Annotated in this window: 13 protein-coding genes; 6 read left to right on the forward strand and 7 right to left on the reverse strand. The window is 59.9% G+C overall.

The features are described 5' to 3' along the window. Nucleotides 1-97: 97 nt before the first annotated feature. Nucleotides 98-937 carry a nucleoside triphosphate pyrophosphohydrolase gene (gene mazG, locus JAO77_RS07290; RefSeq protein WP_198989679.1) on the reverse strand — a complete coding sequence of 280 codons (840 nt, stop codon included), beginning with the start codon at nt 935-937 and terminating at the stop codon, nt 98-100. 123 nt (nt 938-1060) lie between these two features. Between mazG and glmM the strand changes: the two genes are divergently transcribed. From glmM to JAO77_RS07320, 6 genes are all read left to right on the forward strand, one after another. Beyond that, entirely contained in the window at nt 1061-2455 is a 1395-nt protein-coding gene (gene glmM / locus JAO77_RS07295; protein WP_198989680.1) for a phosphoglucosamine mutase, read from the forward strand. A gap of 87 nt (nt 2456-2542) precedes the next feature. Then, on the forward strand, nt 2543-3685 hold the full coding sequence (locus JAO77_RS07300) for a cysteine desulfurase family protein (protein WP_198989681.1): 1143 nt from the start codon (nt 2543-2545) through the stop codon (nt 3683-3685). An 83-nt stretch (nt 3686-3768) separates the two neighbouring features. Next, nucleotides 3769-4434: a hypothetical protein gene (locus JAO77_RS07305; protein WP_198989682.1), complete on the forward strand. Its 666-nt coding sequence runs from the start codon at nt 3769-3771 to the stop codon at nt 4432-4434. A gap of 199 nt (nt 4435-4633) precedes the next feature. Beyond that, on the forward strand, nt 4634-5668 hold the full coding sequence (locus JAO77_RS07310) for a hypothetical protein (RefSeq protein ID WP_198989683.1): 1035 nt from the start codon (nt 4634-4636) through the stop codon (nt 5666-5668). 54 nt (nt 5669-5722) lie between these two features. Continuing rightward, a complete protein-coding gene (locus JAO77_RS07315; protein ID WP_198989684.1) occupies nt 5723-6742 on the forward strand; it encodes a hypothetical protein in 1020 nt (339 codons plus the stop codon). 114 nt (nt 6743-6856) lie between these two features. Continuing rightward, nucleotides 6857-7894, forward strand: a complete 1038-nt coding sequence (locus JAO77_RS07320) for a ComEA family DNA-binding protein (RefSeq protein ID WP_198989685.1) — start codon at nt 6857-6859, stop codon at nt 7892-7894. Nucleotides 7895-7897: 3 nt separating this feature from the next. On the opposite strand, the gene JAO77_RS07325 is transcribed toward JAO77_RS07320, so the two are convergent. The 6 genes from JAO77_RS07325 to JAO77_RS07350 form a co-directional block, all read right to left on the reverse strand. Further along, on the reverse strand, nt 7898-8944 hold the full coding sequence (locus JAO77_RS07325; protein ID WP_198989686.1) for an alpha/beta hydrolase: 1047 nt from the start codon (nt 8942-8944) through the stop codon (nt 7898-7900). A gap of 160 nt (nt 8945-9104) precedes the next feature. Continuing rightward, nucleotides 9105-10412 (reverse strand): glycoside hydrolase family 5 protein, encoded by a 1308-nt coding sequence (locus JAO77_RS07330; protein WP_198989687.1) that lies wholly within the window; start codon nt 10410-10412, stop codon nt 9105-9107. 124 nt (nt 10413-10536) lie between these two features. Then, entirely contained in the window at nt 10537-11244 is a 708-nt protein-coding gene (locus tag JAO77_RS07335; RefSeq protein ID WP_198989688.1) for a GDSL-type esterase/lipase family protein, read from the reverse strand. 198 nt (nt 11245-11442) lie between these two features. Continuing rightward, nucleotides 11443-12891: a glycoside hydrolase family 30 protein gene (locus tag JAO77_RS07340; protein ID WP_198989689.1), complete on the reverse strand. Its 1449-nt coding sequence runs from the start codon at nt 12889-12891 to the stop codon at nt 11443-11445. A 175-nt stretch (nt 12892-13066) separates the two neighbouring features. Beyond that, nucleotides 13067-14545 carry a glycoside hydrolase family 30 protein gene (locus JAO77_RS07345; protein ID WP_198989690.1) on the reverse strand — a complete coding sequence of 493 codons (1479 nt, stop codon included), beginning with the start codon at nt 14543-14545 and terminating at the stop codon, nt 13067-13069. A gap of 34 nt (nt 14546-14579) precedes the next feature. Then, nucleotides 14580-16004 (reverse strand): glycoside hydrolase family 30 protein, encoded by a 1425-nt coding sequence (locus JAO77_RS07350; protein ID WP_198989691.1) that lies wholly within the window; start codon nt 16002-16004, stop codon nt 14580-14582. Between the last annotated feature and the right edge of the window lie 99 nt (nt 16005-16103).

Genomic DNA, 16103 nt, shown 5'->3' on the forward strand with positions numbered 1-16103 from the left:
GCGGGCAGTAAGGCAGAAATAAGGCTTGGTTTTAGGGCCTTAGGGCCGCTATATTTTTGATGAAGACGCCAACGGGAAGCGGCAGCATAAAGTTTGCCTAGGATAGTGAGGACACACTTTTCTTGGCTTCTTCCCAATACTCATCCATTTGGGCCAGTGTCAAAGAAGCCAAGGGCTTGCCTGCACGAGCGGCCGCAGCTTCAAGATACTGAAAGCGGCCAATAAACTTTCGGTTGGTGCGCTCTAATGCTTCTTCAGGATTGATACCAGCGAAGCGGGCAAAATTGACAAGCGAAAATAGCAGGTCGCCAAACTCTTGCGCGGCGCGGGCAGCCTGGGCTTCATCAGCCGGGGGCTGGCCGTGGCCATACTCGGCGCCAAACTCAGCTAGCTCTTCCTGCACTTTCAGCCACACCTGAGACGGGTCTTCCCAATCGAAGCCCGCGCCGCGAGCTTTCTCCTGAATACGCATGGCCTTGACCAAGGCCGGCAGGGAGGTGGGCACCCCACCTAGGACGCCGCCCGTGTTGCCTTTTTCTTTTAGCTTGAGCTGCTCCCAGTTACGCTTTACGGCGTCTTCGTCGTCGGCCTGCACGTCGCCGTAAATGTGCGGGTGGCGGTAAATGAGCTTGTCGCACTGCGCATTAAGAGCATCGGCGATGTCAAAAGCACCTTGCTCGGCCGCGATGCGGGCGTAGAAAACGAGGTGCAGCATTACATCGCCAAGCTCCTTTTTGAGGTCGGGCAGGTCTTGGCGCAGGATGGCGTCGCTTAGCTCGTAGGTTTCCTCAATGGTAAGGTGGCGCAGGCTTTCTAGGGTCTGTTTTTTGTCCCAAGGGCATTCGAGGCGTAGGCGGTCGAGCACATCGAGCAGGCGGCCAAAGGCGGCCAGCTGCTCGGGCCGACGGCCGGGGGAGAGGAGAGGATTTTCGGTCATAAGCTAATATAAAAATAACCTGCTGGCTACGGGCTGGCGCTGGCTAGGCCAAGCAAAGCTGCCCGGCGCTCGGCACTATAAAAACGGGGACAGAGTTACTTTTGCAGGCTAAAGAAACAAACCGTGACGCTCATAAAATCAATTTCCGGTATCCGGGGTACTATAGGCGGGCCGGCCGGGCAAGGCCTGACGCCGCTCGACGTAGTGAAGTATGCTGCGGCCTACGGCACTTGGGTAGCTAAGCAAGATACTGGCAGCAAGCTAATTGTGATTGGGCGTGATGCTCGATTGTCGGGCGAAATGGTGAGCCGGCTCGTAGCTGCTACGCTGCAAGGCTTGGGACTAGACGTGCTCGACCTAGGGCTTTCGACCACGCCTACGGTGGAGCTGGTAGTGCCCGCACGCCAAGCGGCGGGTGGCATCATCCTCACGGCCTCGCACAATCCCAAGCAGTGGAATGCGCTCAAGCTACTGAACGCGAAGGGCGAGTTTATCTCGGACAGCGACGGGCAGCAGGTGCTAGCGTTGGCCGACAGCGAGGGCTTCGACTTTGCACCGGTAACGAAGCTAGGCAGCTACACCACCGACGACACGACGCTGACGGCCCACATCGACGCCATCCTGGCGCTACCGCTGGTAGATGTGGATGCCATTCGGGCCAAGAATTTCCGAGTGGTGGTTGATGCCGTGAACTCGACGGGTGGCCTAGCGGTGCCGCAACTGCTGGCGGCCCTAGGGGTCGAAACGGTAGAGAAGCTGCACTGCGAGCCTACCGGCGACTTTGCCCACAACCCCGAGCCGCTGCCCGAAAACCTTCGTGATATTGCCAAGGTGCTCGAAAAAGGTGGCTTTGACCTCGGCATCGTGGTTGACCCCGACGTGGACCGCCTAGCGCTAGTGAGCGAAAACGGCGAGATGTTTGGTGAGGAGTACACGCTGGTGGCCGTGGCCGACTACGTGCTGAAGGAAAACGGCGGTGGCAACACCGTGAGCAACCTCAGCAGCACCCGCGCTCTGCGCGACGTGACCGAAAAGCACGGCGGCACCTACACCGCCGCCGCCGTGGGCGAGGTGAATGTGGTAACCAAGATGAAGGAAACCAACGCCATCATCGGTGGTGAAGGCAACGGTGGCATCATCTTGCCCGAGCTGCACTACGGCCGCGACGCGCTGGTCGGCATTGCGCTGTTTTTGACGCACCTAGCCAAGACTGGTCTCGCCATGAGCCGCTTGCGCAACTCGTACCCGAGCTACTTTATCTCTAAAAATAAAATTGAGCTCACGCCTGACATCGACACCGACCAAGTGCTGGTGCAGATGCAGCAGCGCTACGCCAAACAGCCGGTAAACACGATTGATGGCGTGAAAATTGAGTTTGGTAAAGAATGGGTGCACCTGCGCAAGTCAAACACCGAGCCCATTATCCGCATCTACGCCGAGTCGGATTCGAACGCGACGGCTGACCATTTGGCTCAGAAAATTATCGCTGATATCAAAGAAATTATTTCGTCTAAATAGTGCTTAGTGCGTGGGGCTCAGTGCCTAGCTGCTCGGTGTCAAGCCAGTAGCTAGGTGCTGGGCCCCACGCACTAAGCCTCAACAACCATGTACGCTTACTTCGACAACGCCGCCACTACTCCCCTCGACCCCGCCGTGCTGGAAGCCATGCTACCCTACCTAGGGCAGCACTATGGCAACCCCAGCTCGCTGCACGGGCCGGGGCGACAGGTGCGGTCGGCTATCGAGCAAGCGCGCAAAACGGTGGCCCAACTTATCAACGCCGCCCCGAGCGAAATTACCTTCACCTCGGGCGGCACGGAGGCTGATAACTACGCCATATTTGGCAGTGTGCGCACCCTTGGGCTGCGCCACGCCATCACCTCGCCCCTAGAGCACCACGCGGTGCTGCACCCCTTGCAGGCGCTGGCCAAGAGCGGCGAAACAGAGCTGAGCTACCTGCGCCACGACGAGCACGGCCGCCTCGACCTAGGGCACTTGGAGGAACTGCTGGCCACCAAGCCGCGCAGCTTTGTGAGCCTTATGCACGGCAACAATGAAATTGGTAACTTAAATGATATCAAGGTCATCGGTGAAATTTGTGCGCGGTACGATGCCATCTTCCATACCGATACGGTGCAGACGATGGGGCACTACCCGCACGATGTGCAGCAACTTCAAAACCACTTTCTAGTAGGCTCGGCGCACAAGTTTCACGGCCCCAAGGGTGTCGGGTTTCTGTACCGGCGCGGCGGGGTGGAGGTGGCGTCGCTCATCCACGGTGGCTCGCAGGAGCGAAATATTCGGTCGGGCACCGAGAATGTGTACGGCATTGTAGGTCTAGCCACGGCTCTGGAAATAGCCTGCCGCGATATGGCTGCCCACCGGCAGCATGTGCAGGGCTTGAAAAACCGCTTTATCGAGCAATTACAAGTCGGCATCGATGGGGTGCAATTCAATGGCCTTTCAGCCGAAGCCGACCAGAGCCTATACACAGTGCTGAGCGTGAGCTTGCCGCCGTCGGCTATCAGCGAAATGCTGTTGTTTAGTCTCGATATCAGCAAAGTAGCAGCCTCGGGCGGCTCGGCCTGCACCAGTGGGGCCCAGCTTGGCTCGCACGTGCTAGAGGCCCTGGGGGCAGACCCAAACCGGCCCACCGTGCGCCTATCGATGAGCAAGCTAAACACCGAAGCCGAAGTAGACTACGCCGTGGCGCAACTCGTGAAGCTCTACCAGCCGGTGCTGAAATAAGGTGAGGCCCTAGGTGAGCCGGGGAGCCGGAAACCGCATTGCGCGCTAGTATTGCGGTACCTAACCCTTAGTTCGTGCCCGCCATGCCCGATTCTGACAACCTCGGCCACAAAATCCTGAGCTTTTTCATCAAAGAAGAAAGCCTGTCGGGCAAGCCGGCTCCGGCCAGCCCGGCGCCCGCGGGCAGCAGTATGGCCCCGGCCAGCGCGGCCCCAGCGCCCACCGGCACCGTCGATGCCAAGTTCGCGGAGCACTTCGCGGGCGTGCTGGCCAAAAACAACCTGCCGGGCCCCGACTACTTCGAGTTCAGAGAAACGCTGCGTAGCCTAGCCAGCCTCGGGCTGAGCGAAGACCAACAGTATCAGGCTGCCTGGGCCAGCTTTAAGGCCCTAGGTGGTGCGCCCGACGTAGCCCGCCTCACAAGCACGGCCAACCAGTATCTCGCTATCTTGGGCAAAGACCGGGAAGCCTTTGGCCAGAGCGTGGAGACGGCTATTGCCGAGCGCGTGGGCGGCTTGCAGCGTGAGCAACAGCAGCTACAGGCCGATTCGGAAGCCTTGAACCGGCAATTGGCCGAGATACAGCAGAAGCTGGCGGCCAACGCGACGCGGCTAGCAGCCATTGGGGGCGAAGTGGCCGAGCAAAGCGGCCGCCTCAACCAGAACCGCCAGAACTACGAAGCGACCTACGGCCACTTCACCAGCCAGATTCGCGCTGACCTTGCCAAGATTGCCCAGTATTTGAAATAGGCAGTATAGCTTTATCGCGGCAAGTGTAATGCCTCCTGTAGGGGTAGCGATGTAGTAGCTAGCTGTCCTTGCGAGCGCAGCGAAGCAGGATAAGTTTACCTAGGTGCCGCTTGAGTGAAACTGCGTCGCTATGCGCGCATGGACCGCCGGCTTTACGATTTCAGCGAGATATTCTAATCGCCTTCCTAACTCCTTCCTCATGGCTACTCCTGATTTTTCGCAACTGGGCGGCACTGCCGACGCTGAAAAACGCTCGTTTTGGTCGCGGCCCGAAGGCATCTTGGGGCTGGTGGTGCTGGCTGGCCTAGCCGGCACCGGGCTCTTCTACTTCAATGAGATTGTCAAATTTCTGATTGAAGTAGCCAGCAATACTCTGCACCTAGCCTTTTTGCTGGGGGCGCTAGGCGTACTGGTGTTCTTGGTCACGAGCCGCGACATTCGCACGGGGCTCTTCTTTTTGTTCAAAACCCTGATGCGCAAGCTCACGGGCATTGTCATTCAACTCGACCCGATTGCAATTCTTAAAATCTACATCAGCGACCTTAAAAATAAGCGCCAGAAAATGCAGGGCCAGATAGACACCTTGGCCGGCCAACTAGTGAAGCTGAATAAGAAAATAGCCGATAATAACGTCGAAATTAAGCAAAAATTTGCCGAAGCTAATAAGGCAAGCACCATGCTCGACCGGCCGGGTATGAAAGAAACCGCCTCGCTAGCCACTATTGAAGGGGCAGGCTTGCAAGAGATGAACGAGAAGCTGCTGCCGCTGCAGCGCAACATCAAGACGGTGCTGGCCTTCATGGAAAAGGTCAACCAGAGTGCCGACTACATCATCAAAGAAACCGAGATAAAAGTGCGCTTGAAAGAAGCCGAATATAAGATTGTAAAGGAAAGCTCCAGCGCCCTGCGCACGGCAGTGAGCATCTTCAAGGGCGACCCCGACAAGAAGTTTTATTTCGACGAGTCGATGGAGTACATCCAAGACGACATGAGCCAGAAGCTGGGCGAAATGAAACGCGCCATGGACTTGTCGATGGACTTCATCAACTCGGTAGACGTGCAAAACGGCATCTTGTCCGACAAGGGCGAAGCCATGCTGGCAGCCTACAACAAGGGCGAGTTTAAGCTGGTGCAGCTCGAAGGGCGCCCCGACAGCCTAGCGCCCGCCCCGCGCCCCGGCGGCTACGACCCCGCGCCGGCCAAAGACGCCGGCTACCGTAGCCTACTAGAATAGCAGCGCTACTACACACCTTACTACTACCTGATACCTTCTACCTACCCTAGACTCATGCAAAACCTCACCGTCGCTGGCCGCCTCCTGATTACGGCCATCGTGCTGCTTGGTATTTACTTCGGCATCCGCTACTTCGTGGGCGACCGAGTGCCGGCGCCCGCTACGGCTACCACCACCGCCGCCCCATCTGGCACGAGCAGCGCCGCCAGTGGTGAAGCCACGGCGCCTGCCAGCAGCACGTCTGCTGCGGTCAACACTAGCGAGCGAGTGCCTTTCACCTACACGGCGCCCGAGCCCACGAATGGGCGGCTGCGCGGTGTAGTAGAGCTGGGGGCCAGCGGCTTCAATTCCTTCGTGGTGCGCACCGATGCCCAGCACAACTGGAAGCTCGAAAAAGCAGAGTTTGGCAATAGCTTGGTGCTGGAAAACATGGCCACCGACGATGACGTGCGCGCGGGCCTGAAATCGTACATCGGCAAAATGCTCGACAACGGAGTGGCCGGCCGCGACATTCACTTCGTGGTAAGCTCGGGCGCGCTGAAAGCGCCGGGCACGCAGAAGATTATCAAGCAATTGGCTAGGCTTAAGTACGTGGTGAACACCGTGACGCCCGAGAAAGAAGGCGTCCTAGGTCTGCGTTCAGTGTTGCCCCCGTCCTATGCCAACAAAGCCTTCGTAGTGGACATCGGCTCGGGCAACACCAAAATTTCGTGGCTGGCCGATGGCGCTCCCAAATCAGTAGAAACCTACGGCGCCAAGTACTTCGGGCAGAACATCGACGATGCCACCGTGGCGGCCGATGTAAAGGCTAAGGCCGACCAAGTGCCCGCCGGCCTGCGCCAAACGTGCTTCATCATTGGCGGCGTGCCGTTTGAGATGGCCAAGAAAGTGCGCCAGGGCAAGGAGCGCTACACCGTGCTCGACGCCGCCAGCGCCTACCAGCTCGACAATGCCAAGGGCAAAGCGGGCCTGAATATCTACCGCTCGGTGGCCGAAGCTACTGGCTGCAAGCAGTTTGTATTCGATTGGGACGCCAACTTTACCATTGGCTACCTGCTCACGCTGCCGCAATAATTGCACCTTAGCAAAGACCTAGGAAAATAGCAGTAGGCAGTGCCTAACGGGAGGCTTATATTTCCCCGTTTTTTGGCTTCGTCTTGCTAAAGCGAGCCATTTCTGCTTGCTGCTATGCCCGCTACACCCCCGCCAACCGCTCCGCGTCCGCCTTCCAGGCCGGCCGTTATTGCGCGCTGGCTACGACGGCATTTTGGCTTTTCGCGGGTCGAAACGCGGGGCTTCGTAGTGCTGCTACTGCTGATGTTAGCGGTCGCAGTTTTGCCCGTGTTGCTACGCCCCGCTGACCCAGTTTACCTGCCCGCCGCCGACCAGCAGCAGCTAGATAATTGGGCGGCCGACTTATCGAAGCGCCTAGCTGTCTCCGATTCGGTGGAGCGGCAGCGCTACGCTGGGCGGCGCAGCTACAGCGCCGATGGGGCCAGCCGCTATCCGGCCGTGGCGCAAGCCAAGCTGGCGCCCTTTGACCCTAATGCCCTCACGGCCTTAGACTGGGAGGCGCGGGGCGTGCCGCACTTCGTGGCCGGGCGCATCGTTAACTACGGCCAAAAAGCGGGCGGCTTTCGCGCCAAAGTGCAGGTGCAGCGCATCTACGGACTGCCCGACTCGGTGTACCAGCGGCTGGCGCCGTTTATGCAATTGCCCGATGAGCTGCCCGGCCGGTCCGACTACGCGGCTCGTGGTGGCAACGCGCCTTTCGCCAGTGCAGCGCCCAGCCGCTTCCCGCGCAAGCCTGCGCACTTGCAGCCCTTCGACCTCAACTTAGCCGATACGACGCAGCTCCAGCAAATCAAAGGCATCGGCCGCGGGCGGGCCAAGTGGATAGTAATCCGCCGCAATGAGCTGGGCGGCTACGTAAATGAAGCGCAGCTAGCCGACGTGTTTGTGCTGCGCGACGCGCCTGACCTTGTGGACAGCCTGCGCAAGTACACCTTCGTAGCGCCCGGCTTCGTGCCTCAGACGGTAAATATCAACTCTAGTACCTTCGATGAGCTGTGGCCGCACCCCTACGTGGGCAAGCCGCTGGCCCGCCTCATCGTGGCCTTCCGCAAGCAGCACGGGCCCTACAAAACGCCCGAAGACCTGCGGCAAATTAAGATTTTAAAAGAGGAAAACTTTGCCAAGCTGCGGCCTTACGTGCGCTGCGAGTAAGGCCTAGGGGGCAAAATCGAGGTGCTTATTAAAGAAAGGCAGCACGTGCTGATACACCCGCCCGGTGCGGCCCATGATGCGGCTGCCGTGCGTGCCCTCATACTCCTCGGCTGTGTGTGGGATGCTGAAGGCGCTGAGCCACTGGTCAAAGGTGCGGCAAGTGGGCGGAATGTGTAGTACCTCGTCTTGCGCTCCCCAGTCGAAAGCTAGGCCGCGCAGCTGCCGCAGGCTGGCCAAGTGTGTGGGCAGCAAGTAGGTGGGCGTGGCCGCTACCCAGCGGGCCAGCGCGGCGTCGCGCCGAGTCAGGCTATCGGCCGTTAGCGAGCCGGGCAGGTCGGCGCCGAAGGGCTGGGCCTTGGGGTTAGGGGAATAGGCGCGGGATACGGCCACTGTTGAGAGCGCCCGGCGGTCTATCTGCGCTAGGCTGGTGGCTCGAAGCGCGCTGGGCAGGCCGGGGCCGGGCAGGTAGCTGGGGTGCGGCCCCACCAAGGCCGGGCTTAAGGCGTAGGCAGCGGCCCAGGTGCCGGGGTAGTTTAAGGCCAGCCGCAGGGTGCCGCCCCCGCCCATAGAGTGGCCGGCTAGGCCGCGACTGCCGGGCCGTGCCAGGGTACGGTAGTTCTTGTCGATGAACTGCACCAGCTCGCGGGCGGTGAAGTCGGCCCATGGACCATTGGTGGCCGAATTAGCGTACCAACTGCCGCCGTAGCGCGTTTGCTCGTTGGGAACTACCATGATGAAGGGCCGAATTTGCCCGTCGGCAATGGCTTGGTCGAGCAGCACCTTCATACCATCTTGGTTGAAAATCAGGCTGTCGTTCCAGGTAAAGCCGTGCAGAAAATACACCACCGGGTAGCGTTGCCGTGGGTTAGCGTCGTAGCCCGCGGGCAAGTACACGCTCAAGCGGCGGCGAGGGTTTTCGCCGCCTAGGTTGCCGCGCAGTAGCTTCGAGTTGAGGTACGTAACGGCGACACGCCCGGCGGGTGGGGCAGGGGTCTGGGCCGCTAGCCGAAAGGCTGTTAGGAAGAACAGGAGAACGGCAAGGCCTCTCATGAGAATGGCTATTGACTGTAAACTATCTATTTAATAACAGATGACTATCATGCTGAGCCTGCCGAAGCATTTCTGCCGCTTCCTCCAACGGTGCGGCAGAGATGCTTCGGCAGGCTCAGCATGACAATCGTTTTTTGCTTTAGCTCGCCAAGAAGGAGGCCTACTTCTTGATTTCCGCCTTGAGTGCGTTGATAACGTCCGGGTTCGGTACGCAGCTTTTGAACTTCATATTCTCCAAAATGGGACCTAGGTCGGCCGCGCGCTTTACATCGACCAGGTAGGGCGGCTTGATGTGCAGCAGGGCCGCGATGGGCTTGTCGCTGAAGCGCTTGTAGGTCCAGTGGCACCAGCCGATGCCCACACTTGCTAGGTTGCGGGCGGCTTCGCCCATCCACTGCGGAGTGTTTTCGCCGGTTTCGCCTATCCACACTGGCACGTCTTGGGCGGTGCGGAAGGCCAGCAGGTTGCCGATGGTACCCAGCTGGTTGGCATCGGGGTTGGTGGCACCTAGGTCGTTGCTGAGCGGGTATTTTTCTAAATTGTAGCGATGGGCGTTGTACACAAGGTTTTCGGGGTGCGAGAAGGTCTTGCGCTCCAGCTGGTTGTAGTTGTTGCCGAAGCCATTGCCCTCTAGCAGCAGCAGGTGCTGGTCGCCCTGGGCGCGCACGGTGTTAATGAGCCGCTCTAGCATGGTGTGGATGGCCGCGTTGCCGCCGGGTACGTTGTTGGGCTCGTTCACAAGGTCGTACATCGCGATGCGGCCGTCGTTTTTGTAGCGCTTGGCTAGTGTGGCCCACAGGCCGTTCGTGATATCCTGGTAGATGGGCTCTTGCCAAAAATCGTTGGGCTGCAAGGCATCAGCAATGTTGGTGTCGGTGCCCTGGGCGCCGGGCGCGGCGTGCAGGTCGAGCACCACGTAGAGCTTGTTGGCCGCGCACCAGCCTAGGGTCTTGTCGATGAGCCGGATGGCTTCGAGCTGCTGCGGCGCTTGGAATAGCTCGCCTTTCTGCTGCCACTCTTTCAGCTTGGTCACGTAGTCGGCGTAGGGCACAGTGCCCCGAATGACGCCGTTGCGCACAGCCCGCTGCGCGGGCGTCAAAAACAAGTCGTAGTGCAAGGGCAGGCGAATGCAGTTGAAGCCCTGCTGCGCGATGAAGTCAATGTCCGCTTTGGTGATAAAATTGTCGCGCCACTGCTGGTAAAACTTCTCTACGGCCGCGTCGCTCAGGCCGGCTTGATATAGCACTTTCTTCACCGAGCCCTGGGTGCCGCCATAGCCGGGCTTCATCATGTAGCCTTCTTGCAGTAGCCAGCCGCCTAGGTTCATGCCTTGCAGCAGTACTTCGCGGTGTTGGGCGTCTACTATTTTTGGGCCTTCGGCCCGCAGCAACGGCGCGCTCTGCGATTGGGCATGGGCGGTGATAGACCCTAGGGCAAGAGTGGTAAGGAGCAGTGAAAAGCGGGGCATAGGAGGTAAAAGGTTGTCATGCAGAGCGCAGCGAAGTATCTCGCGTGCGGACGTTCGCTAGTATTAGGGATTACTGCACCACGCGAGATGCTTCGCTACGATATGCATGACGATAATGTGTGAATTACTTGCGCTTGAGCGCCTGGGCTACGCCCTGCTGCAATAGCGGCCCCATGATGCGGTAGCCGGCCAGGGTAGGGTGCACGCCATCGGTGGCGAGAGCGGCAGATAGGCCCTGGCGCTCGTCGGCCATAGCGGCGTGGTAGTCCACGTAGGTGAGATGGTGCTGGGCCGCGTAGGCCTTTAACTTCTGGTTGAGGGCGATGACCTTAGGCGCGGGCTCGCGGCCGGGCCGCCACGGAAAGTTGTAGGCCGGCAGTACTGAGCATATAATTACCCGTACGCCGTGGGCCTGCGCTAGCTCGGCCATCGAGGTGATGTTGTGAAACGTGGCCTCGGGGTTATAAGGGCCGGCGTTTTCGGCGATGTCGTTGATGCCGCTCAAGATGGCCACGACTTTGGGCTGCAAGGCCAACACATCGGGCCACAGGCGCAGCAGCATCTGCCCCGACACCTGCCCGCTGATGCCCCGGCCGACGTACTCGTAGGTTTTGCTGGCAAAAAATGCTGTGTCGATGCGGGGCCAGGCGTCGGTGATGGAGTTGCCCATCAGTACGACGCGCGGACGCTTGGCGGTGGCCGGGGGCAGCTGTTGGTTGGCCGGTGCATAGCGCCCTAGGTTGGCCCAGTCGGTGGTTTGGGCCCAGCTGCCCAGGGGTAGTAGCAGCGCGGCAGCTACCGCAAGCGCATTGAGAGTGTTTGAGAAGGACATAGTGGTGGAAGTAAGCGGCGAGCAATAGCACTCACCAAGCAGCGGCAAGCTACCCAACGTCCAATAAATTAGCCTGTCAGGCTGACGAAGGAAGCATCTCGCGTGGCGCAGTAGCTCCTAGCCGTAGTAATGAAGCGAGCAAGATGCTTCCTTCGTCAGCCTGACAGCCTACTTCGCGACAGCTAACTCAAAAGGCAATTAATCAATTACATAAGTAGCAATAGAGTGCGCGGGGCTGGTGGTGGCCGCGGCCTGGCCCTTCACCCACAGCTGAAACTCCTGGGGCTTGTCGCCGCTGTTCATTACTACCACGGCCACTTTGCCGTCGGGATTTACGAAGGAGGTGGCTTGCAACCAGTCGCGGTTGGTGGTGGCGGCCACGCGCTTGGCGCCGGGCCGGATGAACTTCGAGAAGTGCCCGATGTAGTAGTAAGCGTTAGTGTAAATGAGCTTGCCAGTGCGGGTGTCGGCGATGATGGGCGCGAAGCAGAAGTTGCCCACGTGGTTGGGACCGCCTTTCTCGTCGAGCAGCACGTTCCAGTCCGTCCAGCCCACGGTGCCGGCGTTGAAGTCGTTTATCATCGAGTTGCCGTAGCGCTCGCCCAGCTTCCAGTCGTTTACCTGGTCAAACTTGAAGTTCTCGACGCAGCCCTCCGTGAAGATGAGGTTGGTATTGGGGTAAGTTTCGTGCACGCGGCGCTCGTTGTCAAAGAGCGGGCCGCTGGTGGTCCAGGTCTCATACCAGTGGTAGCCAATGCCCCACACGTACTTGGCGGCTTCGGGGTCGTCGAGCACGGTGCTGGCGCGCTGGTACAGCAAATCGCGGTTGTGGTCCCAGGCAATGAGTTTTTTATCACCTAGGCCACCTTTTTGCAGCGTTGGCCCTAGGTATTCCTTGATGAAGTCACGCTCCTCCTCGGCCGTGTACAAGCACGATTCCCACTTCTGGGTCGCCATTTCCTCGTTTTGCACCGAAAGGCCCCAAATCGGAATTCCCTGTTTTTGGTAGGCGTCAATAAATTTAACATAGTGGTCGGCCCACGGCTGCCGAAACTCGGGCAGCAGCTTGCCGCCGTGCAGCAAGTCGTGGTTGGTTTTCATGAACGCCGGCGGCGTCCAGGGGCTCACGAACATCGTGAGCTTGCCGCCCGCCGCGGCTATGGCCTGCTTAATGAACGGGATGCGGTACTTCTCATCAGGCTTCACACTAAAGCTTTTGAGGCTCTTGTCGCCTTCCTTAATATAGGTATAGCTCGCGCTCGAAAAGTCGCAGCTGCCAATGTGCGTGCGCGCCAGCGTATAGCCAATGCCCGCCGTCGGGCTATAGTAGGCTTGCAAAAACTCCTGCTGTTGCGCCTTGGGCAGCTTGGCAAAGGTTTCGGCCGAAGCATCGGTGAGCGCCCCACCTATGCCGAGCAGCGTTTGGTACGAATGAGCGGGGTCTACGAATACGCAGACTTGCGTTTCAAGCGGTTGCGAAGCGGGCTGAAAGCTGAGCGCTGCGCCCGCCGCTAGGCGCTGGTTGGTAGCCTGCGCAGTAGTGAATACCTGGGCTTTTTTGCCCGCTGCCGAGTAGGTAGTTTGGGCAACGGCAGGACCTAGGCTTAGCGCTGATGCTAGCCCTAGGGTAAGAAATTTGTGGGTCATAATAAAGAGGAGCGGGAGGGTAGTAGTGCAAGCGGCTCGTCAGGCGTAGGACCCCACCCCCGGCCCCTCCCCTCCGGGAGAGGGGAGCCTGATGACTGAATGGCGGTTGCTTACGGTCGGCTCCCCTCTCCCGGAGGGGAGGGGCTGGGGGTGGGGTCACACGCCTAGGGGCGTGCTACCACACGTAGGTGGCCACGGCGCCGCCGTAAAGCGAGGCACTGGCCAGCTTACCCTTGTATTGGATATTGAAATTGCGGAGCGTCGAGCCGGTGTTCACTACCATAAGTACGCGCTTGCCAGCGGGCGTTTTGTAGGCCACGTTGGGCAGGCCGTCGGGGGTATTGGTGGCTACGCGTACCGAGCCGGGCCGCACAAACTTGGCGGCGTGGCCGATGGTGTAGTAGGCCGAGTTGCGGGTTACGGTGTTGCCGCTGATGGTGAGGGCACCTAGGCACTCGGTGCAGCCGCCCGGTGTGTGGGGGCCGTAGGTGGCGTCATTGGCGAGGTTCCACTCCAGCACGTTGCGGCTCCAGTTGCGGGGTGCGGCCACTACCAGGTTGTTGGCGTGCCAGGTGAGGTCGCTGGCGAAGTTGCCGGGGGCCTGCGTCCACTGCTCCGTAAAGTACACGTTTTTAGTGGGGTAAGCGTCGTGCACTTGGCTCAGTGCGCTCATCTGCCCGGCGTAGAGGTGAAAGGCCGAGCCATCGAGGAAGGCGCTGGCGCCCGCATCGCTGAGCACGGTGCGCACAAAGGCTAGCCCATCGGCATCGGGGTTGTGGTCGTAGGCAATAATCTTGGTGCTGAGGCCCGCCGCTTTAAACGCCGGCCCCACGTTGTTCTTAATGAATGACGCCTGCTCGGCGCCCGTCATCACCATGCTCGGGTTATTGTAGGGGTTCAGCGGCTCGTTTTGCAGCGTCACGGCATCAAGCGTGATACCTAGGGCTTGCATACCCTGGAGGTACTTCACGAAATAGCGGGCGTAAGCATCGTAGTACTCAGGCCGCAGCGAGCCGCTCACAAAAGGGTTGCTCGGGTTGGCGTTCTGCTTCATCCACACGGGCGCCGTCCAGGGCGACCCTAGGACTTTGATGCTTGGGTTGATGGCCACAATTTCCTTCAGCACCGGAATGAGGTACGCCTGGTCGGGCGCCAGGCTAAAGCTAGCCAGCGTGGGGTCTGGGCTGGCCGAGTCGTCGTAGGTGTAGGGCGAGGCGTTGAGGTCTGAGGCCCCAATGCTCACTCGCAAATAGCTCACCCCGATATTATTCTCGTCGGTTGCAAACAGCTCCTTGAGCAGCGCGGCCCGGTTGGCGGCCGTCATCTGGCTCAGCACGTAGGCGCTGCCCCCGGTGAGGGTGTAGCCAAAGCCGTCCATGGTCTGAAAAGTCTGCGTGGTATCGACCGCGATAGTCGGGTTTGAGTTGGCCGCGGCCCCGAAACTCAAGCCCGTGGGCTGGTTATAAAACAGCGCTGCTTTGTCGGGCGTGGTGAGCCACACAGCCACCTGCGACGGAGCAACTGGCGTGGGCGTCGGCGGGGTAGGGGTAGGCGTGGGAGTAACAGGGCCCTCGTCTTTAGAGCAGCTGCCGAGCAGCAAAGAGGCCGCCAGTAGCCAGCTTGCCGAATAGGAAAAACGGGTGGGGAAAGTCATGGAGCGTGTCAGTAAAGGATGGAAGGCCGCGCTGCTACCACACGTAAGTGGCTACCGCGCCGGCCGGCAGCGTGGCCTGGGCTGCTTGCCCTAGGTAGCGCAGGCTAAAGGTTTGGGCCGTAGTCTGGTCGTTCACGACCAGCAGCACGTGGCCGCCGCTGGGCGTGCGGTAGGCCACGTTGGGCAGCCCCGCCTCAGTGGTTGAGCCCACGCGCACCGAGCCGGGGCGCACAAACTTGCTGGCGTGGGCTACAGTGTAGTAGGCCACGTTGCGAGTCACGGCGTCGCCGGGGGCCAGCGTAATGGCGCCTAGGCACTCGGTGCAGCCGCCCGGCGTGTGCGGGTTCTGCTGCGGGTCGGCGGCCAGGTTCCACTCCAGCACGGTGCGGGCCCAGTTGCGCGGTGCGCCTATTTCGAGGTTTTTTACGTGCCACCCTAGGTTGCTTTCAAAGGTGGTTTTCGACCCCGTCCACTGCTCGGTGAAGTACACGTTCTTGGTCGGGTACGCGTCGTGTATCTTGCTCAGGGCCTCGATGGGACCGGCGTAGAGGTGAAACGCCGAGCCGTCGACGTAGGGGTTGGCTTTGGCATTACCGAGCACCGTGAGGGGGTAGTCGGGCCGGTCGGCGTTGTGGTCGTAGCAAACGATTTTGGTCTTGAGACCCGCCGCCTTAAAAGCCGGACCTAGGTGCTGGCCAATAAAGTCAGCTTGCGGCTCGGCAGTCATCAACAGGCTGGGGTTGTTGCCGGGGTGCAGCGGCTCGTTCTGCACCGTGATGGCGTCGAGGCGAATGCCGTGCTTCTGCATGCCTTGCAGGTACTTCACAAAGTACTGCGCATAGGCTCCGTAAAACTCCGGCTTCAGTGAGCCACCCTTGCTTTCGCCGTTGGTTTTCATCCAGGTCGGCGGGCTCCAGGGCGAGCCCATCAGCTTGATGGCGGGGTTGATAGCCAGAATCTCCTTGAGTACCGGAATAAGGTGCGCCTCGTCGGGCGCCAGGCTGAAGTGCGCCAGCGTGGGGTCGGTTTCGCCAGCCGGCCGGTCGTCGTAGCTAAATACCTGGGCATCGAGGTCCGAGGCCCCGATGCTCAGGCGCAGGTAGCTCACGCCGATGCCGCTGGCATCGGTGCCGAATAGCTCGCGCAGTAGCTTGGTACGGGCCGGGGCGCTCATGGCGTGCAGCAACTCGGCACTGCCCCCGGTGAGGCAGTAGCCAAAGCCATCCATGGTCTGAAAACGCTGGCTATCGTCGATTTCAATCACCGTACCCGTGGGGGCGGCTTTGCTGAAGGTCAGGCGCGAAGCCTGCGGTTGCAGGCGCTGGGTTTGGTCGGGAGTAGTAATCCAAGAAGCCACGCCCGCTTTGGCGTTGGTCTTGGCGCGCTGGCCATAGCCTGGCACCAGTGTGAGCGCCAGTACGGCACCTAGGCCCAAGCGGCAAACAGAAACAGATAGCATAAAAGGGGGAATAAAAAACGCTTGTCACGGCGCGGAGCAACGAAGGAGTAATCGCACCCGAACAGCTCGCCTAGGTGCGATTGCTTCGTCGTTTGTCCT

Origin of the sequence: Hymenobacter sp. BT559, from assembly GCF_016427535.1 — a bacterium.
In the GTDB taxonomy this organism is placed as follows: Bacteria; Bacteroidota; Bacteroidia; order Cytophagales; family Hymenobacteraceae; genus Hymenobacter.

Excerpts from the sequence above, each read along its gene's own strand:
- mazG (WP_198989679.1), bottom strand. The coding sequence starts at position 937 with ATGACCGAAAATCCTCTCCTCTCCCCCGGCCGTCGGCCCGAGCAGCTG.
- JAO77_RS07300 (WP_198989681.1), top strand. The coding sequence starts at position 2,543 with ATGTACGCTTACTTCGACAACGCCGCCACTACTCCCCTCGACCCCGCC.
- JAO77_RS07305 (WP_198989682.1), top strand. The coding sequence starts at position 3,769 with ATGCCCGATTCTGACAACCTCGGCCACAAAATCCTGAGCTTTTTCATC.
- JAO77_RS07310 (WP_198989683.1), top strand. The coding sequence starts at position 4,634 with ATGGCTACTCCTGATTTTTCGCAACTGGGCGGCACTGCCGACGCTGAA.
- JAO77_RS07315 (WP_198989684.1), top strand. The coding sequence starts at position 5,723 with ATGCAAAACCTCACCGTCGCTGGCCGCCTCCTGATTACGGCCATCGTG.
- JAO77_RS07320 (WP_198989685.1), top strand. The coding sequence starts at position 6,857 with ATGCCCGCTACACCCCCGCCAACCGCTCCGCGTCCGCCTTCCAGGCCG.
- JAO77_RS07325 (WP_198989686.1), bottom strand. The coding sequence starts at position 8,944 with ATGAGAGGCCTTGCCGTTCTCCTGTTCTTCCTAACAGCCTTTCGGCTA.
- JAO77_RS07330 (WP_198989687.1), bottom strand. The coding sequence starts at position 10,412 with ATGCCCCGCTTTTCACTGCTCCTTACCACTCTTGCCCTAGGGTCTATC.
- JAO77_RS07335 (WP_198989688.1), bottom strand. The coding sequence starts at position 11,244 with ATGTCCTTCTCAAACACTCTCAATGCGCTTGCGGTAGCTGCCGCGCTG.
- JAO77_RS07340 (WP_198989689.1), bottom strand. The coding sequence starts at position 12,891 with ATGACCCACAAATTTCTTACCCTAGGGCTAGCATCAGCGCTAAGCCTA.
- JAO77_RS07345 (WP_198989690.1), bottom strand. The coding sequence starts at position 14,545 with ATGACTTTCCCCACCCGTTTTTCCTATTCGGCAAGCTGGCTACTGGCG.
- JAO77_RS07350 (WP_198989691.1), bottom strand. The coding sequence starts at position 16,004 with ATGCTATCTGTTTCTGTTTGCCGCTTGGGCCTAGGTGCCGTACTGGCG.